This is a genomic window from Streptomyces sp. NPDC101110 (assembly GCF_044759525.1).
In the GTDB taxonomy this organism is placed as follows: Bacteria; Actinomycetota; Actinomycetes; order Streptomycetales; family Streptomycetaceae; genus Streptomyces.
The window spans coordinates 132,494-154,465 of sequence record NZ_JBIVZM010000015.1 but is presented as its reverse complement, the minus strand read 5'-3'; the positions used below and the strand labels follow the sequence as shown (position 1 = coordinate 154,465).

Sequence of the window (21,972 nt, the reverse complement as noted above, 5' to 3'; positions counted from 1 at the left end):
CAGGTCTGACGCCGACGTCTGGACGCCTGATGTCGAGGCCTGTTGCCTGGCGCTCTTCTTGAGGCCCGGGGCGCGGCGTCCCAAGCCCGTTGGTTGAAAACGGGAGTTGAGTGCGCGAAGAGGGAACGCGAGAGGGTGCTCCGAGCGTCTTCCGAGGTGAGCGCGCCGCGTCGCCGGGCGCGCATCGCTGGTCCGGGGCGTTGTCAGTGGTGGGGCGTACTGTTCTGGGCAGTGGGGAACGGCTGCCGGGCTGGGCCGGGCGATTCCGCCGTGCCCCGCCGGGGACGGTGAGCGAGCACATGCGGGGGAGTCCATGAGTACGACCGACGCCGGTTGCGCGGTGATCACCCTGACCGAGTCCGACCTGGACCCGTGGGTCACGCACGCGTCCACGCGGCACTGGCTGACCGGCCCCGGACTGCCCGGTGACAGCGGTGTGCTGAGCTTCGCCGAGCTGAGCCGCGAGGGCCTGCGCACGGTCGCCGACTCGACCGGCGACCCGGACGACCGCCTCCCGGCCGAGCTGCGCGAGCAGTTGGTGATAGGCGGCCTGCTGGGCCCGGGCGGCCTGGAGACGGAGTCGGTCCTGCTGGACGGCGCGACGGGCGAGATCTCGACGGCGTACGTCCTGCACGACCGTCCGGGCCTGATGGACCGCCGCCCCCTGGCCCCCTCGCTGCGGACGCTGGTCCGCTTCGCCGAGGCCACAGATGAACTGGCAGGTCTGCGCGGCCAGTTCGCCTCCTACGCGGGCCGCTACGGCCCCAAGGCGGTGGCGGAGGCGTCCCAGCACCTGCTGGCGGTGTTCCGCGACGGCACGGACGGTGAACCGGCCCCGTTCTGGAAGATGGCGGCACTGATCCGCCCGCTGTCCCTGGTGGCGGGCCGCGGTGGCGCGTCCGGCCTCGCCCTGGACCTCCCGCACCGCCTCCTGGACCAGGAGTTCGGCCCCGGCAAGGTGGCGCGCTTCGAGGACGTCGACTTCCCCGCGACCCTCACGCACGAACCGACCCGCCGCTTCCTGCGCGAGGTGGGACTGCCGGAGGACGCCCACGTCTTCTCCCTGGACACCGACGTCCCCCTGGCGACGCTCGCCGAGTACTGCGCCGACATCGACGCCCCGGCGCAACTCCCGGCCGGGGCCCAGCGCCTGATCCGCCTCGGCCTCCTCGTCGAGGGCAACAGCCTGGTCGTCGACGGCGCGACGGGCGCGGTCCTCAACTGGAGCGAACCCGAGGGGACCCTGCACCCGCTCAACACGGACGTGTCGACCCTCGCCTTCACCTTGTGGCTCCTGCACCGCGAGCGCGCGATAGACGCCGGATCGTCCCACGAGCTGACCACCGACACCTACGACCAGCTGGCCATGACGATGCTGCAGGTCCTCTCGACGGTGGACCCCACCGGCGTCACCCCGGACAGAACGGCGCGTCACTACTGGACGGACGCCTTCCAGGACGAGGCCGGCGGAGTGCTCTGACGGACTGCCGTCATTCGGACCCGGCGTATCAGGCGTATCAGGCAGATCCGGTGGACCTGGCGGCGCTCCGGCGACGTACGGCGAGGACCAGACCGCCGCCGATCACCGCGGCGGCGGCAGCGGCACCGGCGAGGAGCGGGGTGCCGTCGGAGCCGGTCGTGGCGAGGCTGCCCCCGGTGGTGCTGCCGGTCGTCGCGCCCGTGGTGGTACCGGTGGAGCCGCCGGTCGTGGTGCCCGCCGAGGCGGACGGAGAGGCAGTGGCGCCCGTGCCGCCGGCGGCCTGGCCCTCTGGGTCGTTGCCGCTCCCTCCGTTGCCGGAGCCGCCGTCCGCACCGCCCGAGGGGCTCGGCCCGGGCTCGTAGTCGCTCGGTACGTCGATGCCGATGACAGCGGTGTTGTTGGCGCGGTTCGTGTCGTAGGCGGGGGCGATGCCGTAGACGGACGACGCCTTGATCTCGCCCTCGGTGTCCTGCACGGACTTCTCGATCTTCAGCATGAAGGTGTACGCCAGGGACTGACCGGCGTCGATCGTCCCGTTCTGCGGCCAGCAGACGTACTTGGGCTTGCCCGGGGTCCCCTGCGGTCCACTCGGCCCGTCGATCCCGAACGGCGCGCAGTCCTTCGGCACCTCGACGGCGGTGGTGCCCGGCGGGATCTGCACCAGCAGGCCGGGGAGGTCGTCGCTCTCCTGGTTCTGCACCCAGCCCGGACCGTCGTTGCGCAGGGTCGCCGTGACCGACTGCTCCCCGCCGGCCAGCGCCTCCATCTCCTCGCCGACGGCGACGAGATCGGCGGTGCTGTCCGCGGTCAGGGTGAGCCGCCGGTAGCTGTCGTCGAACCCCTCGCCCGGGGCGTCACCGGTCGCGCCGGTGCCGTACTCGACGGCCTCCATCAAGGCGTTGTCCAGGGCCTTGAACCGGACGGACGTGGTCACGGAACCGCCGGGCTCGATGACCTTGTCGAGTTCACAGACCGCCTGCCGGACCTGGTCCTTGACGGTCGAGTAGGTGCAGCCCTTCACCTGCTCGGGGAAGTCCAGCCCGCGGGTCAGACGCACCCGGAAGGTGACCCCGTCGACGGCTGCCGTGCCCTGGTTGGTCAGGGTGACGGTCCTGTCGTACACATCGCCCGGCTTGGGGGCCGCGGACGGCAGGGCCGACACGACCAACTCGGGCGCGCCCTCCTCGGCGTGCGCCGGCGGCGCGGCGACAGCGGGACCGGCGACGGCGAGCACGACGGCGGCCAGACCGGCTGCCGAGGGGCGGAGGTGCACGGGGTTCTCCTCGTCGAAACAGGGGGTGGACGGACCGGAGCATCGGCTACCGGTCATGTCCTGGACACCTGAGGGGCACGCGGGGTTGTGCGGGATGTCCCGTGGGTGGCCCGAGAAACCTCACAAAGACCGCAAGAGCCTGCGACTTCGGCCGTATTGCCCCGCCGCGCCCTGAACGCGCCCTTCCCCGCGGCCGGGTCCTCGCACATGCTCGGACCATGGGGGACACAACCGAATCGAGCATCATCCCGTTACCCGACCCCGACGGACACCGACAACGCCCACCGGACGCGCCACGCCCCTGGGAGAAGACGGACCGCGCCCAGGCAGCACTGGAAGGCGCCACCGGCCCGGAGCCACCCGCTCCGCCCGAGTGCCCCGACTGCGGCCTGGTGAGCGAACGGCACGTCACCTACTACGGCGCCCATGTCCTTCTCGAACCGGGCATGGAGGCCCCCGCGCACATGGTGCCGGTCTGGCACCGCTGGTACGTGGACTCCAACGGCACGGCGTGGAACAGTCGCGAGGACGAGCCCGAACCCGGCGCGGTGTGCCGCGTCGCGCACCGGATCGCCTGCCCCGGTCTGAGCCCGGAGGAGGCGGGCCTCTGGCGATGGCTGGACGCCGTCCGCGAGAAGAACACGCGCAGGGCCCGTCGACATGCCGACGGTGACACCGACCGGACCGCCCTCCCCGACACCGGCTGACCCCGCGCACCCACTCCCTCGGGGTACCAGAACGGGTGGCACCCTGGAGGGGTGCCACCCATGTGTTTGACCTGGTCGGACAAGTTGAAGCCGTGGCGGGATTCGAACCCGCGTAACTCGCTTTGCAGGCGAGCCCCTGAACCACTCGGGCACACGGCCGTGACCGAGTTCGACTGCTTACTGCCGTGAGGGGATTCGAACCCGCGCAACTCCCTGCGAGCGGAGCTCGCTGATGGATACAGCGCAGGCGAGCCCCTGAACCACTCGAGCACACGGCCTTGTTCGGACTTCGCGTCGAACTCGATGCAGTGACCGTACGGGCCCCTCGAAGGGCGGCTCAAGGGCATCCGGTGGGGTGCAACGCGACTGCCATACGCCGTTCATGAAAGGCGGTGGGTGAAGGGGAGGGCGTACGACCAAGGTCTCAGGCCGGGACCGTCTCGCGACAGGGGTCAAGGGGTCGCGTGGACCTTACGCTGGCGGGCATGCCTGACTCCAAGCCGCGTGACGTCGATGTCGTGGGTGCTGCCGTCCCGCCCGCCCTCGCCGAGAGGGACGAGGGTGTGCTGGGGCCGGGTTACCGGGCGTTGAGCGTCGGGATCGTCTCCGTCGTGCTGCTCATCGCCTTCGAGGCGACCGCCGTGGGGACGGCGATGCCTGTCGCGGCCCGGGAGCTGGACGGGGTCTCGCTGTACGCGTTCGCGTTCTCCGGGTACTTCACGACGAGCCTGTTCGGAATGGTGCTCGCCGGGCAGTGGTCGGACCGGCACGGCCCCCTCGGGTCGTTGACGACGGGCATCGCCTCCTTCGGGGCGGGGCTGCTGCTGTCCGGCACCGCCGGGACGATGTGGGTGTTCATCCTGGGCCGGGCCGTGCAGGGGTTCGGCGGTGGGCTGGTGATCGTCGCGCTGTACGTCGTCGTCGGGCGGGCCTATCCGGAGCGGTTGCGGCCCGCCATCATGGCCGCGTTCGCCGCGAGCTGGGTGCTTCCGTCGATCGTCGGCCCGCTCGCCGCCGGCACGGTGACCGAGCGGTTGGGGTGGCGGTGGGTGTTCGTGGGGATACCCGTGCTCGTCGTCTTCCCGCTCGCGCTCGCGCTGCCGCAGATACGGCGGCGGGCGTCCGGTCCGGCTGTGCACACCGCTGCCGATGCCGGCGCGGTGCCGAGCCCCGACCTGCCCGTCCCCGCGGAACGGACAGCCCTCGCCGACCGGCCTGCCCCACCGGACCCGGTACGGACAACCGACCGGCCTGCGACACCGGGCCCGGCGCGGGTGACCGACCGGTCTGCGAGGCGGGACCTTGCGGGGGTGACCGACCGGTCTGCGAGGCGGGACCTTGCGGGGGTGACCGACCGGTCTGCGAGGCGGGGCCCGGCGGGGGTGACCGACCGGTCTGCGAGGCGGGACCTTGCGGGGGTGACCGACCGGTCTGCGAGGCGGGGCCCGGCGGGGGTGACCGACCGGCCTGCCCCGCCGGGCCCGGCGAAGTCGAGCGACCGGTCCGCCCCGCCCGGCTCCTTCGACCGTCGGCGTATCCGGCTCGCCCTGGCCATCTCCCTCGGCGCCGGTCTCCTCCAGTACGCAGCGCAGGACTTGCGCCCCCTTGCGCTCCTGCCGGGTGCGCTCGGCGTGGCCCTGCTCGTGCCCGCCGTGCTCGGGCTGCTGCCGCGCGGCACCTACCGGGCCGCTCGCGGGCTGCCGTCCGTCGTGCTGTTGCGCGGCGTCGCCGCCGGGTCGTTCATCGCCGCCGAGTCCTTCGTGCCGCTGATGCTGGTCACCCAGCGCGGGCTCGGTCCGACCCTGGCCGGGTTCTCGCTCGCCGCGGGTGGTGGGACGTGGGCGCTGGGCTCCTGGGTCCAGTCGCGGCCGCGGCTCGAACCGTACCGGGAGCGGTTGACGACCGTCGGCATGCTCCTGGTCGCCGCGGCCATCGCCACGGCGCCGAGCGTGCTCGTCGACTCCGTGCCCGTGTGGACCGTCGCCGTCGCCTGGGCCTTCGGCTGCTTCGGGATGGGCCTCGTGATCTCCTCCACGAGCGTGCTGCTGCTCAAGCTGTCCGCCCCCGAGGAGGCCGGCACCAACTCCGCCGCTCTCCAGATCTCCGACGGCCTCTCCAACGTCGTCCTCCTGTCCGCCGGGGGCGCCGCCTTCGCAGCGCTGGGCGGCGGCACGGTGGCCCATACGGCCTCCGCCCACGCCTCCGGTTCCCACCCGGCCGCCTTCACCGCGGTGTTCCTCCCGATGGCGGCGGTGGCACTGGCCGGGGCCTGGGTGTCGACGCGCCTGCGGGAGCGACGGACCTGAACTGGTCCCGCCCGCCGTCCCCGTCTGCGGGAGCGACGGCCGTAAGACGGTCGCCTGCCGTCCTCGCCCGGTCATAGCCTCGGCCCCCCAGCCGCCCCCGTGCCCGGATGTTCGGGACGGTCGCCTACGACGACCTGTACGAGCAGGCCGGCGCCCTTCTCCATGCCGTCGCCGCCAACCACCCCCAGGCCGACGGCAACAAGCGCACCGCCTGGCTGGCCGCGGCCACCTTCCTCGCCCTCAACGGCGTCGACCTGGCCGGGGTGGACCAGGACGTGGCGTACACGCTGGTCGTCGACGTGGTGTCCGGGGTGGAGGGGGACGTCGGCAGGATCGCGGGGCGGCTGAGGGAGCTGTGACGTCGGTCCCACCCCCGGCTGCCCCGGCCCGGTCCGCGCGTTGACGGGCCCGGGGCGCCGGTAGGGTGGCCCGGTTGTCATACGTAGCCGAGCCGTCAGGCTCCCTCGAACGAGCCGCCCGACCCCCAACGGAGACCGTGACTACCACCGCCGGCACCAGCTCTGCCTCGCACCACCTGTCCCCGGCGTTCCCCGGCCGTGCCCCCTGGGGTACCGCCAGCAAGCTGCGTGCCTGGCAGCAGGGAGCGATGGACAAGTACATCCAGGAGCAGCCGCGGGACTTCCTCGCGGTCGCCACCCCCGGCGCCGGCAAGACGACCTTCGCGCTGACGCTCGCCTCCTGGCTGCTGCACCACCACGTCGTCCAGCAGGTGACCGTGGTGGCCCCAACCGAGCACCTGAAGAAGCAGTGGGCGGAGGCCGCGGCCCGCATAGGGATCAAGCTCGACCCGGAGTACAGCGCCGGGCCGCTCGGCCGGGAGTACCACGGTGTCGCCGTGACGTACGCCGGTGTCGGCGTGCGGCCCATGCTGCACCGCAACCGGGTCGAGCAGCGCAAGACGCTCGTCATCCTCGACGAGATCCACCACGCAGGTGACAGCAAGTCCTGGGGCGAGGCCTGCCTGGAGGCCTTCGAGCCGGCCACCCGGCGGCTCGCGCTGACCGGTACGCCCTTCCGGTCCGACACCAACCCCATCCCCTTCGTGACGTACGAGGAGGGCAACGACGGGATCCGGCGGTCGGCGGCCGACTACACCTACGGCTACGGCAACGCCCTCGCCGACAACGTCGTCCGACCGGTCATCTTCCTCTCCTACAGCGGCAACATGCGCTGGCGCACCAAGGCCGGTGACGAGATCGCCGCCCGGCTCGGCGAGCCCATGACCAAGGACGCCATCAGCCAGGCCTGGCGGACCGCGCTGGATCCGCGCGGTGAGTGGATGCCGTCGGTGCTGCGTGCCGCCGACCAGCGCCTGACGGAAGTACGGAAGGCCATCCCGGACGCGGGTGCCCTCGTCATCGCCTCCGACCAGGACTCGGCGCGTGCCTACGCCAAGCTCATCCGGGACATCACCGGCAGCAAGGCCACCCTCGTGCTGTCGGACGACTCCGGGGCCTCCGAGCGGATCGACGAGTTCAGCGGCAACAACGACCGGTGGATGGTCGCCGTGCGGATGGTGTCCGAGGGCGTCGACGTACCCCGGCTGGCCGTGGGGGTGTACGCCACCACCATCTCGACGCCCCTGTTCTTCGCGCAGGCCGTCGGGCGTTTCGTGCGGTCCCGGCGGCGCGGCGAGACCGCGTCCGTGTTCCTGCCGACCGTGCCCGACCTGCTGGGCTTCGCCAACGAGATGGAGCGCGAGCGCGACCACGTCCTCGACAAGCCCAAGAAGGAGGGCGAGGAGGACCCGTACGCCGAGTCCGAGAAGGAGATGGACGAGGCGAACCGGGAGCAGGACGAGGACACCGGCGAGCAGGACATGCTGCCCTTCGAGGCGCTGGAGTCCGACGCGGTCTTCGACCGGGTCATGTACAACGGCGCCGAGTTCGGCATGCAGGCCCATCCCGGTTCCGAGGAGGAGCAGGACTACCTCGGCATCCCCGGGCTGTTGGAGCCCGACCAGGTGCAGCTGCTGTTGCAGAAGCGGCAGGCCAAGCAGATCTCGCACAGCCGCAGGAAGCCGGACGCGGAGGCCGACCTGCTGGAGGTGCCTGCCGAACGGCGGCCCGTGGTCTCCCACAAGGAGATGATGGAGCTGCGGCGGCAGCTCAACACCATGGTCGGCGCGTACGTCCACCAGAGCGGCAAGCCGCACGGGGTCATCCACACGGAGCTGCGCCGCGTGTGCGGGGGGCCTCCGGCGGCCGAGGCGACGGCCGGGCAGCTGCGGCAGCGGATCACCAAGGTCCAGGAGTGGGCCACGCGGATGAAGTGAGGCCGTCGTGCGGTGCCCGCGTGGTGGTGTGCGGCCGGTCGCGCCCCCGGCGGAAGGCGTACACCGGCACAGCCCCGCGTTCCTCTGCCCGGGTGCGCATACCGCCGCAAAGTCCAGCAGTACGCCCTGACCCGTGCCCGGATTCTGGACGGAGACTTCCGCTCAGCGAACCTGCTTCGCTACTGTCCGGCTACGCACACGCCCCGTGGCAGCGCCGCCGCGGAGCGCAGCCGTGAAGCGACGCGGTCCGGACAGGCCGGGCCGCCGACCGATCGGCGGCCTCTGAAGCGCGTGACCGACGGGACTCGGTGACGCATTCGCCGACCGGGGAGCCGCCGACCTCACCACTAAGGAGTGGGCGTCGTGACCGCGGAGACCTCCCAGACGCTCGACCGGGGACTGCGGGTCCTCAAGCTGCTCGCCGACACGGACCACGGGCTGACCGTGACCGAACTCTCCCTCCGGCTGGGCGTGAACCGGACCGTCGTGTACCGGTTGCTCGCCACGCTGGAACAGCACGCCCTCATACGCCGTGACCTCGGCGGACGTGCCCGGGTCGGGCTCGGCGTGCTGCGGCTGGGGCGCCAGGTCCATCCGCTGGTGCGGGAGGCCGCGATGCCGGCGCTGCGGTCACTGGCCGAGGACATCGGCGCGACGGCGCACCTGACCCTGGTCGACGGGGCGGACGCGCTGGCCGTGGCCGTCGTGGAACCGACCTGGACGGACTATCACGTCGCCTACCGCGCCGGTTTCCGGCACCCGCTGGACCGGGGCGCCGCCGGCAAGGCGATACTCGCGGCCCGGCAGCACCCGATGACCGACCCCGGCTACATGCTGACCCACGGCGAGCTGGAGGCGGGCGCCTGGGGGGCGGCGGCGCCGCTGCTGGGCGTGACGGGCGTCGAGGGCAGCGTGGGTGTGGTGATGCTGGCCGAGGCGGTACCGGAACGAGTGGGCCCCCGAGTCGTCGACGCGGCCCGCGAGGTCGCAGAGGCCCTCCGCTGACCTTCGGCCTACGACCTCCTCGCCCCCGGGCCTCCTCGCCCCCGGGCCTGCTCGCCCCGGCGGCCTGGAAGCCCTGCGCGGCGCCTGCGGCCTCCCCGTACCGGCCGTCGGGAAACCTTGCTCGACGCCTGCGACTCACCGCGCCGACCCTCTGGAAGCCCTGCGCGACGCCTGCGCCCTCACCGCACCGGCCGTCCGGGAGCCCTGCGCCGACGCCGTGCGGTCTCCCCGCACCGGCCCCCGACGCCCTGGTCCCGGTGGTATCGCGCCTCCGCGTTAGATTGATCCCGTGTTCTCTCGCCTCACGCGCCCCCAGGCCGTCGCCGTCTGCGCCCTGCCCGTCGTGGCCCTGCTCGCGACGGCGGTGTTCGCGCCGCTGCCGTTCTCGGTGGCGCAGCCGGGCCTGACGGCGAACGTGCTCGGCGAGAACAAGGGCACGCAGGTGATCACCATCTCGGGCGCTCCGGTCCGGGACACCCGCGGGCAGCTGCGGATGACCACCATCGAGGCGACCTCCCCGGACACCCGGGTCTCGCTCCCCGACGTCATCGACAGCTGGTTCCGCACCGACCAGGCGGTCATGCCGCGCGACTCCGTCTACCCGAGCGGGGACAGCGTCAAGGAGATCGAGCGGCACAACGAGAAGCAGATGAAGGAGTCCCAGGACGCGGCGACGCAGGCCGCGCTGGGGTACCTCGGCCTCGACGACAAGGACGTCGAGGTCAGCCTGAAGCTCGCGGACGTGGGCGGGCCCAGTGCGGGGCTGCTCTTCTCCCTCGGCATCGTCGACAAGCTCGACGGCGACGGCACGGGTGGGGATCTGACCGGTGGCCGGGTGATCGCCGGTACGGGCACGATCGACGCGGCCGGGCGGGTCGGCGCGGTCGGGGGCGTCGCCCTCAAGACGCAGGCCGCGAAGCGGGACGGGGCGACGGTGTTCCTGGTCCCCAAGGCGGAGTGCGGGGACGCCCGCGCCGAGCTTCCGAAGGGGCTGCGGCTGATCCCGGTGACCACTCTGAAGAGCACGGTCAGTTCCCTGGTGGCCCTGGAGACGGGGAAGGGCTCCGTGCCGAGTTGTTAGTGGGCGGGGAGCGGCCCCGGCCGGGTGGCGAGCTTCAGCCCGACCTCTATGAGGGTCCAGCCCAGTCGCGTACGGAGTGCGTGGCGGTGCGCCGGACGGGGTTCGGCCTCGGCACGCAGCTCGGCGGCGCGGGCGTGGTGCAGGGTGAGGTGGATGTCCGGGTGCATGGCAGACCCTTCAGTCGGTTTGGATGGGGAAGGCGTGCGTATGGATGCGGACCTGCTCGGCGCCGGGTGAGTCCTCGGTGACGGCACGGTCGCGGTAGGTCTCGACCAGGGCGTGCATCTTCTCGACGAGTTCCCGCGTCAGTTCGGGCGTGAGGCTCAGCGTCGCGCTGCTCATGTCCCAGGAGCGGCCCCACTCCTCGGTCCAGGAGTCGCGATTGCCCAGCCAGGTGGACAGAGCCCGGGTCTGCGTGGTGGCGACCTCGTGCAGATACATGTCCGCCGCCCCGCGTACGGCCGGGTCCGAGTCGGCGAGCAGGGAGTCGTCGAAGCGGAGGCCGCTGTGGACGGCCTTCCACCACCGCTCGCGCCCCTTGCCGTGCTCGGGTGCGTCTTCCACGAAGCCGTACTCCGCGAGCTGACGCAGGTGGTAGCTGGTGGCCCCGCTGGATTCGCCCAGCTTCTGGGCCAGTTGGGAGGCGGTCGCGGGGCCGCCGAATCGCAGGGCGTCCAGCAGCTGCATGCGCAGAGGGTGCGCCAGCCCCCGCAGGGACCGGGCGTCGAGTTGCCGTACGGGTGTCTTCTCGGTCTCGCTCACGATGCAAAGGTAGCGTTGCAAAGCTCTCTTTGCAACCGTCTCTTTGTAACTCACCCCTCCTTGACGAACCCCTCCTGCACCATCCAGTCCAGCGCCACCTGGTGCGGATCCTCACCGTCCACGTCCACCTTCGCGTTCAGCGTCTGCGCCACGGAGTTGTTCAGCCTGGCCGTCACGGGGTTCAGGACCTCCGCGATCGCCGGCCACTCCTCCAGGGACTTCGCGTTGATCATCGGGGCGGCGTTGTAGTTGGGGAAGAACTTCTTGTCGTCGTCCATCACCACCAGGTTCATCGACTTGATACGCCCGTCGGTGGTGAACACCTCCCCGTACGTGCAGTTGCCCTTCGCGGTCTGCGTGTAGATGATCCCGGTGTCCATCTGCGTGATGTTCCGCGCCGGGACGTCCATGCCGTAGGCCTTCTGCATGCCCGGCAGCCCGTCCGCCCGGTTGGCGAACTCGACCTCCACGCACAGCTTCACGGCCCCGGGGTCGGACTTCGCCAGCTTCGCCACGTCCGACATGGTCTTCGTGCCGTACTTCTTCGCGTTCTGCTGGTTCATCGCCAGCGCGTACGTGTTGTCGAGCTTCGACGGCGGCAGCCAGACCAGCCCGTTGCCCGCGTCCTCCTTCTTCACCACCTCCCACTGCTCCTGCGGATCGGTGATCGGCTCGCTGTGCCCGAGGTAGGTGATCCAGGCCGTGCCCGTGTACTCGTACCCGGCGTCCGCGTCGCCCTTGCGGACCGCCTCGCGGCTGCCGATGGACCCCTGGATGCCGGTGCGGTCGATCACGTCCGCGCCGGCCGCTTCGAACGCGATGCCCATGATCGAGCCGAGGATCAGCTGCTCGGTGAACGACTTCGACGTCACCGTCAGATGCGCCCCCTTCAGCGGCTCGCCCCGGCCGATCGAGCCCGGCTTCACATCGTCGGTCAGGGGAGAGCCACTGGTCAGGCCGCAACCCGCGGCCGTCAGCAGCAGACCCGCGGCCGCCAGGCACGTACGCTCCCTCATGGCTGCAACCCCCGCGGCCGCAGCAGCAGTTCGACGATCGACGCCATCCAGTCCACCAGCAGCGCCAGCACCACCGTGAGGACCGAACCCAGCACCAGCACCGGCATCCGCTGGTTGGTGATCCCGGTCGTGATCAGCACACCGAGGCCGCCGCCCCCGCCGAAGACCGCCAGGGTCGCCGTGCCGACGTTCAGGACGAGGGCCGTGCGCACACCCGCGAGGATCAGCGGGACCGCGAGCGGGAGTTCCACCCTCCGCAGCACCCCCGAGGGCGACATACCGATGCCGCGGGCCGCCTCCAGCAGGGTCGGGTCGTTGGCCTTCAGGCCCGTGATCGTGTTGGCGAGCACCGGCAGGATGGCGTAGATGATCATGCCGATCAGGGCGGCCCTGCGGCCGATGCCCAGCCAGATCACCAGGAGGGCGAGCAGGCCGATCGCCGGGGTCGCCTGGCCCGTGTTGGCGAGCGCCATCGCCACCGGCGTGGCCCTGCTCATCGCCCCGCGGGTCAGCAGGATGCCCAGCGGGATCGCGATGATCAGCACGAAGAACGTGGAGATCACGGTCAGCTGGATGTGCTGCCACAGCGCCTTGGTGACCTGGCCGCCCGACAGGGCGTTGCGGGTGAGCGCGTCCAGGTCGGCCTGCTGGAACCAGAGCCAGGTGGCGAGCAGCACGGCGATCAGGGCGACTGGCAGGAACGTCAGCTTCTGCCAGGTCACACGGGCGGGCGGGCGCTGTGCCGAAGGCGCCTGCGGGACGGGCTCGGAGGTCTCCTCGACCCCCGTCGCCGTCACCGCTCCCCTCCCGGGCCGCCGCCCACGCCCGCCGGGCCCTGGGCCCCCTCCTGCTCCGCGTGCGTCTGCGAGGCCCGCAGCGACTCCAGTTCGTGCTGGTGCTCCATCGCGTCGAGCCGGTCGGCCTCCAGCATCTCGTGCACGGAGTTCATGAGCGTCTCCATGTCGACGACGCCCGTGTACTCACCGCGCCGCCCGGTCACCGCCACCCGCCCGGCGTTGTCGGTGAGCACCGCCTCCAGCGCGTCCCGCAGGGTCGCGTCCCGGGTGACCGTGTCGCTCACCAGGGTCCCGGCGCGGGCCAGCGAGCCCCGGGCCCGCATCAGATCGCCGCGCCGCAGCCACTTGTAGGGGCGACGGCGCCGGTCGAGCAGCAGGATCTCGTTGCTGCCGCTGGTCCGCAGCAGGTTGAAGATCTGCTGCAGCGGGTCGTCGACCGTGACCGTCGGGTACTCGGTGATCTCCACGTCCCGTACGCGGGTCAGGTTCAGCCGCTTCAGCGCCGCGCCGGCGCCGACGAACCCGGACACGAAGTCGTCCGCCGGGTTGGTGAGGATCGCCTCGGGGGTGTCGAACTGCGCGATGTGCGACCGTTCGCGCAGCACGGCGATCCGGTCGCCGATCTTGATCGCCTCGTCGAAGTCGTGGGTGACGAAGACGATCGTCTTGTGCAGCTCGTGCTGGAGGCGGATCAGCTCGTCCTGGAGGTGGTCGCGGGTGATCGGGTCCACCGCCCCGAACGGCTCGTCCATCAGCAGCACCGGCGGGTCGGCGGCCAGTGCCCGGGCCACGCCCACGCGCTGCTGCTGCCCGCCGGACAGCCGACGCGGGTAGCGGCCCTGGAACTCCCCGGGGTCGAGGCCCACGAGATCGAGGAGCTCCTCGGTGCGCTCCTTGATCCGCGCCTTCGGCCAGCCGATCATCCTGGGGACGATCCCGATGTTCTGCGCCACCGTCATGTGCGGGAAGAGCCCGGCGGACTGGATGGCGTAGCCGACCTTGCGGCGCAGCTTGACCGGGTCCATGTCGGTGACGTCCTCGCCGCCGATCCGGATGCGGCCGCCGGTCGGCTCGATCAGCCGGTTGATCATCTTGAGCGTGGTCGACTTGCCGCAGCCCGAGGGGCCGACGAAGACGACGACCTCGCCCGCCTTGATCTGCATGCTCACGTTGTCCACGGCCGGCTGCGCACTGCCCGGGTAGCGCTTGGTCAGGCTCTCCAGCTCGATCGAGGCGCCGTGGTCGCCGGTCTCAGGCACGGATCCCCCTGGGAATGGTCAGCCGTCCGATCAGGACGTACGCGGCGTCGAACAGCAGTGCCAGGATGATGATGCCGAGCGTGCCCGCGAGGACCTGGTTGAGCGCGTTGGCGCTGCCCAGCGAGGCGAGGCCGCGGAAGATGACGTTGCCGAGTCCGGGGCCGGAGGCGTAGGCCGCGATGGCAGCGATGCCCATCAGCATCTGGGTGGAGACGCGGATCCCGGTCAGGATGGGCGGCCAGGCCAGCGGCAGCTCGATCCGCAGCAGCCGGGCCGGCCGGGACATCCCGATGCCCGTCGCCGCGTCCACCAGCGCGGGATCGACCCCGCGCAGCCCGACGATCGCGTTGCGCACGACCGGCAGCAGCCCGTACAGGGTCAGTGCGATCACCGTGGGCGGCACGCCGAGGCCCACGAGGGGGATGAGCAGACCGATCAGGGCGAGCGCCGGCACGGTCAGGATGGTGGCGGTGGTCGTGGTCGCGAGGTTCCCGGCCCACTCGCTGCGGTACGTGACCACACCGATCAGCACCCCGAGCGCGGTCGCCACGACCATGCACTGGAAGACCACGCTCGCGTGCTGGTAGGCGTCCGTGAGCAGCTGCTGGTGCCGGTTGACCAGGTACTCCCAGAAGTTCACACGGGCTCACCCCTCCACGTCAGGTCTCCTCCGCGGCCTGCTCCACGAGCGGGATGATCCGCAGCGGAACGGGGTTCTCCATGACGATCGCCGTGGAGGCCCGGACGATGCCATCAAAACCGACGACCCGGTCGATCACACGCTGGAGATCGGCGTTGGAGCGGGCCACGAGACGGCACAGCATGTCCCCGGTGCCGGTGGTCGTGTGCAGTTCCAGCACCTCCGGCACGGTCGCCAAGTGGGCCCGTACGTCGGGCCCTTGCCCCTGCCGGATCTGGAGCGTGGCGAACGCCGTGACCGGGTAGCCGAGCGCGGCCGGATCCACCTGCGGACCGAATCCGCGGATGACTCCGTTCGACTGAAGCCGGTCCAGCCGCGCCTGCGCGGTGCCCCGGGCCACCCCCAGCCGCCGGGACATCTCCAGCACCCCGATCCGCGGTTCGCGGGCGAGCAGCAGAATGATCCGGCCGTCCAGATGATCGATCGCCACAGCAGCCTCCGGCATGGTCATCATGTACAGAAGGGCCGCCGATACGGCCGTATCGCTGAACAGATTGCCCAGTCAAAATACAAACTATTGCGCACCTTGCGGGGCAGGGAGACCCTGCGGCTATGACGCAGACCACAGACCACACTCCCGACACCGCCCGGCAGGCCGACCCCTTCCCGGTCAAGGGAATGGACGCGGTCGTCTTCGCCGTGGGCAACGCCAAGCAGGCGGCGCACTACTACTCCACCGCCTTCGGCATGAAGCTGGTCGCCTACTCCGGACCGGAGAACGGCAGCCGCGAGACCGCCGCGTACGTCCTGGAGAACGGCTCCGCCCGCTTCGTCCTCACCTCGGTCATCAAGCCCACCACCGACTGGGGCCACTTCCTCGCGCAGCACGTCGCCGAGCACGGCGACGGTGTGGTGGACCTCGCCATCGAAGTCCCGGACGCGCGCGCCGCGTACGCCTACGCCCTGGAGCACGGCGCCCGCTCGGTCGCCGAGCCGTACGAGCTGAAGGACGAGCACGGCACGGTCGTCCTGGCCGCCATCGCCACCTACGGCGAGACCCGCCACACCCTGGTCGAACGCTCCGGCTACGACGGCCCCTATCTGCCCGGTTACGTCGCCGCCGAGCCGATCGTGGAGCCGCCCGCCCAGCGCACCTTCCAGGCGATCGACCACTGCGTCGGCAACGTCGAACTCGGCCGCATGAACGAATGGGTCGGCTTCTACAACAAGGTGATGGGCTTCACGAACATGAAGGAGTTCGTGGGCGACGACATCGCCACCGAGTACAGCGCCCTGATGTCGAAGGTCGTCGCCGACGGCACGCTCAAGGTCAAGTTCCCGATCAACGAGCCGGCCGTCGCCAAGAAGAAGTCCCAGATCGACGAGTACCTGGAGTTCTACGGCGGCGCGGGCGTGCAGCACATCGCCCTCAACACGGGCGACATCGTCCAGACGGTCCGCACGATGCGCGCGGCCGGCGTGGAGTTCCTCAACACGCCCGACTCCTACTACGACACCCTGGGGGAGTGGGTCGGCGAGACCCGCGTCCCGATCGACACCCTGCGCGAACTGAAGATCCTCGCCGACCGCGACGAGGACGGCTACCTGCTGCAGATCTTCACCAAGCCGGTCCAGGACCGCCCGACCGTCTTCTTCGAGATCATCGAGCGCCACGGCTCGATGGGCTTCGGCAAGGGCAACTTCAAGGCCCTCTTCGAGGCGATCGAACGCGAGCAGGACCGCCGCGGCAACCTGTAGCCGCCGCAACCCCGGGTCGTGCGGGTGTCACGGGGCACCCGCACGACCCGCCGACGCCGCGCCGGCCCCCCGCCGGGGCCGCCCGCTGCCATCCGTAGGCGCAGTGCGGGTCCGTGTCCCGCCGGGCGGCGGCTCGGCCGTGGCCGTGGGTGCGCCGCCGCCCGGCTATCCCGCCCCGCCGTCCAGCTGCGGCACTCCTTCGTCCGGCGGTTCGCCCAGCGCCCGCAGTGCCGCCCGCGCCGCGGGCACCCCCAGCGGGGAGAAGTGCGGGTTGATCCGCAGTGCCTCCGTGAGGTGCCGGCGGGCCGCGCCGTCGCGCCCCAGCTCCCGCTCGATCATGCCCCGGTGGTACATGGCCACCGCGTCCTTCGTCCCGCCCCCGCGCACGGGATCCGTCGCCACCAGTGCGAACCGCAGGCCCTCGGCGGACTCCCCGGCCCGGTGCAGCGCCCACCCCAGCGCGTCCGCGACCTCCGTCGCAGGCCGGCGCCTCCACTCCGCCCGCAGACGCCGTACCGCCGTCCCCGGATCGCCGTGGTCGGCCTCGAACCGCCCCAGCACCAGCTCCTCGTCGGCGCCGCCCGCGGCGGCGTGCCGTACCCGCTCCCGCAGCAGGTCGTACCGCACCCGGGCTTCCTCCGGCATGCCCAGTGACTCGTACAACTCGCCCAGCTCCAGGGCGTACCGCGGGCACGGCTGCCCGGCGAGGGCCGCCCGGTAGACGCTCAGGGCCTCCGTCGGCCTGCCGAGGGCCGCCAGGGCACGGCCCTGCCCGGCCTGCGCCGCCCGCTGGTCGGCGTCGAGGCGGACCGCCTCCCGGAAGTGCCGCAGCGCGACGCCGGGATCCCCCCGTTCGAACGCCAGTTGACCGGCCTGCTCCAGATAGGCGGCCCGCTCGGCGGGAGCCCGCGCGCCCGCCGCCGCGTCCGCCAGCGAGGCCGCCGCGTCCTCCCGCCAGCCCCGGTCCCGGTAGACGGCCGCCGCCCGCGCCAGCACGGCGGGGCCGGAGCGCGACGCGGTCAGCCGGTCCAGCGTCCGCTTGGCCGAATTCTGGTCACCGAGCCCGGTGTACGCGTCGATGAGCAGCGGATACGTCGCCCACCGCCGCGGCTCCAGCTCCAGCGCCGCCTCGCCCCACCGGCGCGCGGCAGGAAAGTCCCGGCGGGCGAGCGACAGTGCGGCAAGACCCGCCAGGGCCCGGGTGTTGCGCTGCGGCCGCACCCTCAGCGACGTCCGCAGCGCCTTCTCGGCACGGGGGTAGTACGCCGGGTCCGCGAGGCGCCGCCCCTGCTCCGCATAGGCCGTCCCGAGCACCGCCCAGGACGCCGCGTCCCGCGGCCGCTCGCGTACGGCCCCGGCCCGCTCCTCGATCAGCTTCGCCAGGTCGGGCAGCCCGGCCGGCACCCCGCTGTCGAGCGCCACCATGGCCGGTGCCCCCGGAGACGGCGCCGCGGGTCCGGCCGGCCGGTCCCACGGCACCAGCACCAGCACCCCGCCCAGCACGGCACACCCCGCGACGGAAGCGATCAGCACCGGCCGCGAGCGCACGCGGCGCTTCCAGCCGCTCTCCGGCCCCACCGGGCCCTCCTGCTGGTTCTCCATGGGCCTCACTGTGCGTCAGTACGACGACCCCACCCGGGCAGCCGAAGGGTGCCGCCGACGGGGTTCACACCGATGGCCCCGGGTGCGAACCTGTGATCATGAGCCGTATCGAAGCGCCCCGCTCCGAGGACACCGCGGCGACCGGCACCCTGGTGGACCTGCTGCTCGGCGGCCTGCCCGCCGAAGCGGTCCTCACCGACCCGGACGTCACGGCCTCCTACGCCAACGACATGGCGAGCTTCTGCCCGGCCGGCACCCCGGCCGTGGTCGTGCTGCCCCGCACGACCGAGCAGGTCCAGCATGTGATGCGCACCGCCACCGCCCTGCGCGTCCCCGTCGTCCCGCAGGGCGCCCGCACCGGACTGTCCGGCGCCGCCAACGCCTCCGACGGCTGCGTCGTGCTCTCCCTGACGAAGATGGACCGGATCCTGGAGATCAACCCGGTCGACCGCATCGCCGTCGTCGAGCCGGGAGTGATCAACGCCGCCCTGTCCCGGGCCGTCGGCGCACACGGCCTCTACTACCCGCCGGACCCCTCCAGCTGGGAGATGTGCACCATCGGCGGCAACATCGGCACGGCGTCCGGCGGCCTGTGCTGCGTGAAGTACGGGGTCACCGCCGAGTACGTTCTCGGACTGGACGTGGTGCTCGCCGACGGGCGGCTCATGTCCACCGGCCGCCGCACCGCCAAGGGCGTCGCCGGCTACGACCTGACCCGGCTGTTCGTCGGCTCGGAGGGCTCGCTCGGCATCGTCGTACGGGCCGTCCTCGGGCTGCGTCCCAAGCCGCCCGAGCAGCTGGTGCTGGCCGCCGAGTTCGCCTCCGCCGCGGCGGCCTGCGACGCCGTCTGCCGCATCATGGAGGGCGGCCACGTCCCGTCACTCCTGGAACTCATGGACCGTACGACGGTCAAGGCCGTCAACGACATGGCGCAGATGGGCCTTCCCGAGAGCACCGAGGCCCTGCTGCTGGCCGCGTTCGACACCACCGCCCCGGCCGCCGACCTCGCCGCCGTGGGCGCCCTGTGCGAGGCGGCCGGCGCCACCCAGGTCGTGCCCGCCGACGACGTGGCCGAGTCCGAACTGCTGCTCAAGGCACGGCGGTTGTCGCTCACCGCGCTGGAGGCGGTCAAGGGCGTGACCATGATCGACGACGTGTGCGTGCCGCGGTCCCGGCTCGGCGAGATGCTCGAAGGGGTCGACCGGATCGCCGAGAAGTACCGGCTCACCATCGGTGTGGTCGCCCACGCGGGCGACGGCAACACCCACCCGACGGTCTGTTTCGATCCGGCGGACCCCGACGAGTCCCGGCGCGCCCGCGAGTCCTTCGACGAGATCATGGCCCTCGGCCTGGAACTCGGCGGCACCATCACCGGCGAGCACGGCGTCGGCGTCCTGAAGAAGGAGTGGCTGGCGCGCGAGATCGGCCCCGTGGGCATGGAGATGCAACGGGCCGTCAAACATGCCTTCGACCCGCTGAACATCCTGAACCCCGGCAAGCTCTTCTGAAGCCCTCACTGGGCGAGCAACTGGGCCAGCTCGTCGTCCAGCCCCAGCCGCTCGCCCTCCGTCCCCGGCGGGACCACCCGCAGCGTGCGCTCCAGCCAGGCCGACACCGCCGCCGCCGGAGCCTCCAGCAGGGCGTCCCCGGCGGGTGAACTCAGCGCCATCAGGACGACGCTGCGCCCCTCCGTCTTCGTCGGCCAGACCCGCACGTCCCCCTGCCCGCAGGGCCGGAAGACGCCTTCCACCAGCAGGTCCCGGGCGAATGTCCAGTACACCGGGTGCCGGGTGTCGATGTGGAAGGTCACGTGGACGGCGTAGGGGTCGTCGGTGAGGTACCCGAGCCGGGCGGGCACCGGGACCCTGCGTTCGGGCGACAGGACGAGCTTCAGCTCCAGTTCCCGCTCCACGACGGTGTGCATGACGGTCTTCCCTTCCCCTGACGGCTGCCCGTTGCGGGCCGCTCGGAAGGAGAGAGCGGGCCACGGCCGCGGCATTACGCGACTTGCGGGGAGTTTTGCCACAGGGGGATCCGCGGCGGCGGTGCGGTGCGTAGCACATCGGTGCTCGAAAGGGTCGGGTCCCGTGGGAGCGGCCGTGGGGCTTGCGCGGGTCTGATAGATGTGGAGGCCCCCATTTGGCCCCCGAGCAGATACGGGACGACGGACATGAGCGCCCCAACCCCGGCCCCCGGTGACGACAGGCCCCGCGAAGGGTATTACCCGGACCCTTCCATTCCTGGATATGTCCGGTACTGGAACGGTGCCTCCTGGGTGCCGGGCACCAGCCGTCCGGCCCCCGGGGAGGGCGAGTCGCTCGCGCCGCCGCCCGGAGCGGGCGCGGCGCAGCCGGCTCCGGTCGAGGAGACCGGCCCGCACTTCTTCGACGAGGACCCGGTCGAGGAGCCGTCCGAGTCGCCGTCCGCCGCCGACGCCCAGCACGGCAGCCGTCCCGAACCGGCCTCGGCCTGGGGCGCCGACCGTTCCCGTCAGTCCGGCTTCGGCGGCGGTCAGGACCGCCGTGTCTCGTGGGGTGCGCCGCAGGGGGCACAGGCCGCGGCCCCACAGGGCGCCCAGGGCGCCGACCCGAGGCTGCCGCACACCGACCGGCGGCCCGACGGGGAGTCCGCACGCACCGACGGCACGGCGGACGCCTCCCCGGCCGACCGGGAGGCGAACGCCGCGGCGGGGGGCGGCACGTTCGTGTTCCGCCGCCCCACGGGGAAGTCCGGGGGAGGGGCGCCGGCCGACGCGCCCGACGACGGCACGATGACGTTCCGCGCGGTGTCCCCGCGCACGGGCCCGGCCGGTGGGGCGGAACCGGCCGGGGGACCGGGGGCCGGGGGCCGTGGCGCGGCAGGGAGCGGCGCGCAGGGCGGCGCCGGTGGCCCCGGGGGCGGCTCTCCGGCTCCGGGTTTCGGACCGGCGGGCGCGGGCGGATCGGGCAGCGGCCCGGCGGCTTCCGGGTTCGGCCCGCAGGCCGGGGCGCCCGGCGGTGGCTTCGGGCCCGCCCCGGGCAGTGCGGCGTCCGCCTTCGCGGGCCCGCCCGGTTCGGCGGACTCCGGAGGGAGCCCGTCGGGACCCACGTTCGGCCCGCAGGCCGGGCCCACCGGCCCGGGGAGCGGTTCTGCGGGGCCCGGTTTCGGTGCGGGCAAGGCGGCCGCCGCCCGGGCCTCCGCCGCTCAGGCGGGGGCCGGGAGCGCCGGCGCACCGGCCTCAGGGGCCGCCCCGACCGCACTGTCCGGACCCCAGGCGGCACCCACCGTCCCTCCGCAGTCCGGCGGCCCCGGCACCGCCCGGCCCGGTACCGCCGCCTCCCCGTCCGGCACCCCGCTCAGCCCTGGCCCCGGCGGCGGCCAGTCCTCCTGGGCGCAGCAGGTGCACCGGCTGGCCGGAGCCGGCGGCGGGGAGGAGCAGCCCGTCGCGCCCTGGAAACCGCCGGTCGAGGACGTGTTCCAGGCGGCCGCCCGGCGCCAGGCGGAGGCACGCCCCGCCGGGCTCGGCAAGCGCCTGGCCGCCCGGCTGCTGGACACCGTCGTGCTCGCGGCCCTCACCGCCACGGCCGCAGTGCCGCTCGGCAGCGCGGCGATCGACCACGTCGACGAGAAGATCGACGCGGCCAGGCTCTCCGGTGAGACCGTCACGGTCTGGCTGCTCGACGGGACCACCTCCGTCTACCTCGGCATCATCCTGGCCGTCCTGCTGCTCGCCGGTGTCCTGTGCGAGGTGCTGCCGACCGCCAAGTGGGGCCGCACGCTCGGCAAGAAGCTGATGGGCCTGGAAGTGCGGGACATCGAGGCGCACGACTCCCCGGAGTTCGGCGCGGCCCTGCGCCGCTGGCTGGTCTACAGCGTGCCCGGGCTCCTCGTCGTGGGGATCGTCGGCGTCGCCTGGTGCCTGTTCGACCGGCCCTGGCGCCAGTGCTGGCACGACAAGGCGGCACACACGTTCGTGGCGGGCTGAGGCTCCCTCGGACAGCCGTCCGCCGG

General features: G+C 72.3%; 19 protein-coding genes, 1 tRNA gene and 1 pseudogene. 10 read left to right on the top strand and 11 right to left on the bottom strand.

Annotated features, from left to right (window positions below; genetic code table 11):
• Positions 1 to 313 precede the first annotated feature (313 nt).
• A complete protein-coding gene (locus tag ACIQU3_RS30545; protein ID WP_403727024.1) occupies positions 314 to 1,480 on the top strand; it encodes an SUKH-4 family immunity protein in 1,167 nt (388 codons plus the stop codon).
• Between the two features lie 37 nt (positions 1,481 to 1,517).
• Here ACIQU3_RS30545 and ACIQU3_RS30540 read toward each other — a convergent pair whose 3' ends face one another.
• Positions 1,518 to 2,810, bottom strand: a complete 1,293-nt coding sequence (locus ACIQU3_RS30540) for a hypothetical protein (protein WP_403928771.1) — start codon at positions 2,808 to 2,810, stop codon at positions 1,518 to 1,520.
• 161 nt (positions 2,811 to 2,971) lie between these two features.
• Between ACIQU3_RS30540 and ACIQU3_RS30535 the strand changes: the two genes are divergently transcribed.
• A complete protein-coding gene (locus ACIQU3_RS30535; protein WP_403727018.1) occupies positions 2,972 to 3,460 on the top strand; it encodes a DUF6083 domain-containing protein in 489 nt (162 codons plus the stop codon).
• A gap of 87 nt (positions 3,461 to 3,547) precedes the next feature.
• Here ACIQU3_RS30535 and ACIQU3_RS30530 read toward each other — a convergent pair.
• Positions 3,548 to 3,619, bottom strand: a tRNA-Cys gene (locus ACIQU3_RS30530).
• Positions 3,620 to 3,945: 326 nt separating this feature from the next.
• On the opposite strand from ACIQU3_RS30530, the gene ACIQU3_RS30525 reads away from it, so the two are divergent.
• From ACIQU3_RS30525 to ACIQU3_RS30505, 5 genes and pseudogenes are all read left to right on the top strand, one after another.
• Positions 3,946 to 5,766: an MFS transporter gene (locus tag ACIQU3_RS30525; protein WP_403928768.1), complete on the top strand. Its 1,821-nt coding sequence runs from the start codon at positions 3,946 to 3,948 to the stop codon at positions 5,764 to 5,766.
• A 92-nt stretch (positions 5,767 to 5,858) separates the two neighbouring features.
• A pseudogene (locus ACIQU3_RS30520) lies at positions 5,859 to 6,125 on the top strand (type II toxin-antitoxin system death-on-curing family toxin); the annotation flags it as partial.
• Between the two features lie 137 nt (positions 6,126 to 6,262).
• Positions 6,263 to 8,062, top strand: a complete 1,800-nt coding sequence (locus ACIQU3_RS30515) for a DEAD/DEAH box helicase (protein WP_403727013.1) — start codon at positions 6,263 to 6,265, stop codon at positions 8,060 to 8,062.
• A gap of 363 nt (positions 8,063 to 8,425) precedes the next feature.
• A complete protein-coding gene (locus ACIQU3_RS30510) occupies positions 8,426 to 9,067 on the top strand; it encodes an IclR family transcriptional regulator (protein ID WP_031106728.1) in 642 nt (213 codons plus the stop codon).
• A gap of 289 nt (positions 9,068 to 9,356) precedes the next feature.
• A complete protein-coding gene (locus ACIQU3_RS30505; protein WP_403727009.1) occupies positions 9,357 to 10,148 on the top strand; it encodes a S16 family serine protease in 792 nt (263 codons plus the stop codon).
• Here ACIQU3_RS30505 and ACIQU3_RS30500 read toward each other — a convergent pair.
• From ACIQU3_RS30500 to ACIQU3_RS30470, 7 genes are read right to left on the bottom strand one after another with little or no spacing between them, the layout of a single operon-like run.
• Positions 10,145 to 10,315 (bottom strand): hypothetical protein, encoded by a 171-nt coding sequence (locus tag ACIQU3_RS30500; protein ID WP_403727007.1) that lies wholly within the window; start codon positions 10,313 to 10,315, stop codon positions 10,145 to 10,147. The two genes, ACIQU3_RS30505 and ACIQU3_RS30500, sit on opposite strands and share 4 nt — an antisense overlap.
• 10 nt (positions 10,316 to 10,325) lie before the next feature.
• Positions 10,326 to 10,913, bottom strand: a complete 588-nt coding sequence (locus ACIQU3_RS30495; protein ID WP_403727218.1) for an ArsR/SmtB family transcription factor — start codon at positions 10,911 to 10,913, stop codon at positions 10,326 to 10,328.
• Positions 10,914 to 10,960: 47 nt separating this feature from the next.
• A complete protein-coding gene (locus tag ACIQU3_RS30490; protein ID WP_403928765.1) occupies positions 10,961 to 11,926 on the bottom strand; it encodes a glycine betaine ABC transporter substrate-binding protein in 966 nt (321 codons plus the stop codon).
• Positions 11,923 to 12,723 carry an ABC transporter permease gene (locus tag ACIQU3_RS30485; protein WP_403727001.1) on the bottom strand — a complete coding sequence of 267 codons (801 nt, stop codon included), beginning with the start codon at positions 12,721 to 12,723 and terminating at the stop codon, positions 11,923 to 11,925. The genes ACIQU3_RS30490 and ACIQU3_RS30485 overlap by 4 nt, the downstream gene beginning before the upstream one ends.
• Positions 12,720 to 13,982: a betaine/proline/choline family ABC transporter ATP-binding protein gene (locus ACIQU3_RS30480; RefSeq protein ID WP_403726999.1), complete on the bottom strand. Its 1,263-nt coding sequence runs from the start codon at positions 13,980 to 13,982 to the stop codon at positions 12,720 to 12,722. Before ACIQU3_RS30480 ends, ACIQU3_RS30485 begins: the two co-directional genes overlap by 4 nt.
• Positions 13,975 to 14,622, bottom strand: a complete 648-nt coding sequence (locus tag ACIQU3_RS30475) for an ABC transporter permease (RefSeq protein WP_234845622.1) — start codon at positions 14,620 to 14,622, stop codon at positions 13,975 to 13,977. Before ACIQU3_RS30475 ends, ACIQU3_RS30480 begins: the two co-directional genes overlap by 8 nt.
• Positions 14,623 to 14,641: 19 nt before the next feature.
• Positions 14,642 to 15,112 carry an Lrp/AsnC family transcriptional regulator gene (locus ACIQU3_RS30470; RefSeq protein WP_053669862.1) on the bottom strand — a complete coding sequence of 157 codons (471 nt, stop codon included), beginning with the start codon at positions 15,110 to 15,112 and terminating at the stop codon, positions 14,642 to 14,644.
• A 122-nt stretch (positions 15,113 to 15,234) separates the two neighbouring features.
• Here ACIQU3_RS30470 and hppD point away from each other — a divergent pair, with 122 nt between their 5' ends.
• A complete protein-coding gene (hppD, locus tag ACIQU3_RS30465; RefSeq protein WP_366714874.1) occupies positions 15,235 to 16,380 on the top strand; it encodes a 4-hydroxyphenylpyruvate dioxygenase in 1,146 nt (381 codons plus the stop codon).
• A 165-nt stretch (positions 16,381 to 16,545) separates the two neighbouring features.
• Here the strand turns inward: hppD and ACIQU3_RS30460 are convergent, their stop codons facing one another.
• On the bottom strand, positions 16,546 to 17,982 hold the full coding sequence (locus tag ACIQU3_RS30460; RefSeq protein WP_403928763.1) for a tetratricopeptide repeat protein: 1,437 nt from the start codon (positions 17,980 to 17,982) through the stop codon (positions 16,546 to 16,548).
• Positions 17,983 to 18,074: 92 nt separating this feature from the next.
• On the opposite strand from ACIQU3_RS30460, the gene ACIQU3_RS30455 reads away from it, so the two are divergent.
• Complete coding sequence (locus tag ACIQU3_RS30455; protein ID WP_403726993.1) at positions 18,075 to 19,490, top strand: FAD-binding oxidoreductase; 1,416 nt, start codon at positions 18,075 to 18,077, stop codon at positions 19,488 to 19,490.
• Positions 19,491 to 19,495: 5 nt separating this feature from the next.
• Here ACIQU3_RS30455 and ACIQU3_RS30450 read toward each other — a convergent pair whose 3' ends face one another.
• A complete protein-coding gene (locus ACIQU3_RS30450; RefSeq protein ID WP_403726991.1) occupies positions 19,496 to 19,906 on the bottom strand; it encodes an SsgA family sporulation/cell division regulator in 411 nt (136 codons plus the stop codon).
• A gap of 246 nt (positions 19,907 to 20,152) precedes the next feature.
• Here ACIQU3_RS30450 and ACIQU3_RS30445 point away from each other — a divergent pair, with 246 nt between their 5' ends.
• Positions 20,153 to 21,946 (top strand): RDD family protein, encoded by a 1,794-nt coding sequence (locus ACIQU3_RS30445; protein WP_403726989.1) that lies wholly within the window; start codon positions 20,153 to 20,155, stop codon positions 21,944 to 21,946.
• Positions 21,947 to 21,972 lie beyond the last annotated feature (26 nt).

What these genes read in the sequence shown, in the direction of transcription:
- ACIQU3_RS30545 (WP_403727024.1), top strand. Translation starts at nt 314, where the DNA reads ATGAGTACGACCGACGCCGGTTGCGCGGTGATCACCCTGACCGAGTCC.
- ACIQU3_RS30540 (WP_403928771.1), bottom strand. Translation starts at nt 2,810, where the DNA reads ATGACCGGTAGCCGATGCTCCGGTCCGTCCACCCCCTGTTTCGACGAG.
- ACIQU3_RS30535 (WP_403727018.1), top strand. Translation starts at nt 2,972, where the DNA reads ATGGGGGACACAACCGAATCGAGCATCATCCCGTTACCCGACCCCGAC.
- ACIQU3_RS30525 (WP_403928768.1), top strand. Translation starts at nt 3,946, where the DNA reads ATGCCTGACTCCAAGCCGCGTGACGTCGATGTCGTGGGTGCTGCCGTC.
- ACIQU3_RS30500 (WP_403727007.1), bottom strand. Translation starts at nt 10,315, where the DNA reads ATGCACCCGGACATCCACCTCACCCTGCACCACGCCCGCGCCGCCGAG.
- ACIQU3_RS30490 (WP_403928765.1), bottom strand. Translation starts at nt 11,926, where the DNA reads ATGAGGGAGCGTACGTGCCTGGCGGCCGCGGGTCTGCTGCTGACGGCC.
- hppD (WP_366714874.1), top strand. Translation starts at nt 15,235, where the DNA reads ATGACGCAGACCACAGACCACACTCCCGACACCGCCCGGCAGGCCGAC.
- ACIQU3_RS30460 (WP_403928763.1), bottom strand. Translation starts at nt 17,982, where the DNA reads ATGGAGAACCAGCAGGAGGGCCCGGTGGGGCCGGAGAGCGGCTGGAAG.
- ACIQU3_RS30450 (WP_403726991.1), bottom strand. Translation starts at nt 19,906, where the DNA reads ATGCACACCGTCGTGGAGCGGGAACTGGAGCTGAAGCTCGTCCTGTCG.
- ACIQU3_RS30445 (WP_403726989.1), top strand. Translation starts at nt 20,153, where the DNA reads ATGAGCGCCCCAACCCCGGCCCCCGGTGACGACAGGCCCCGCGAAGGG.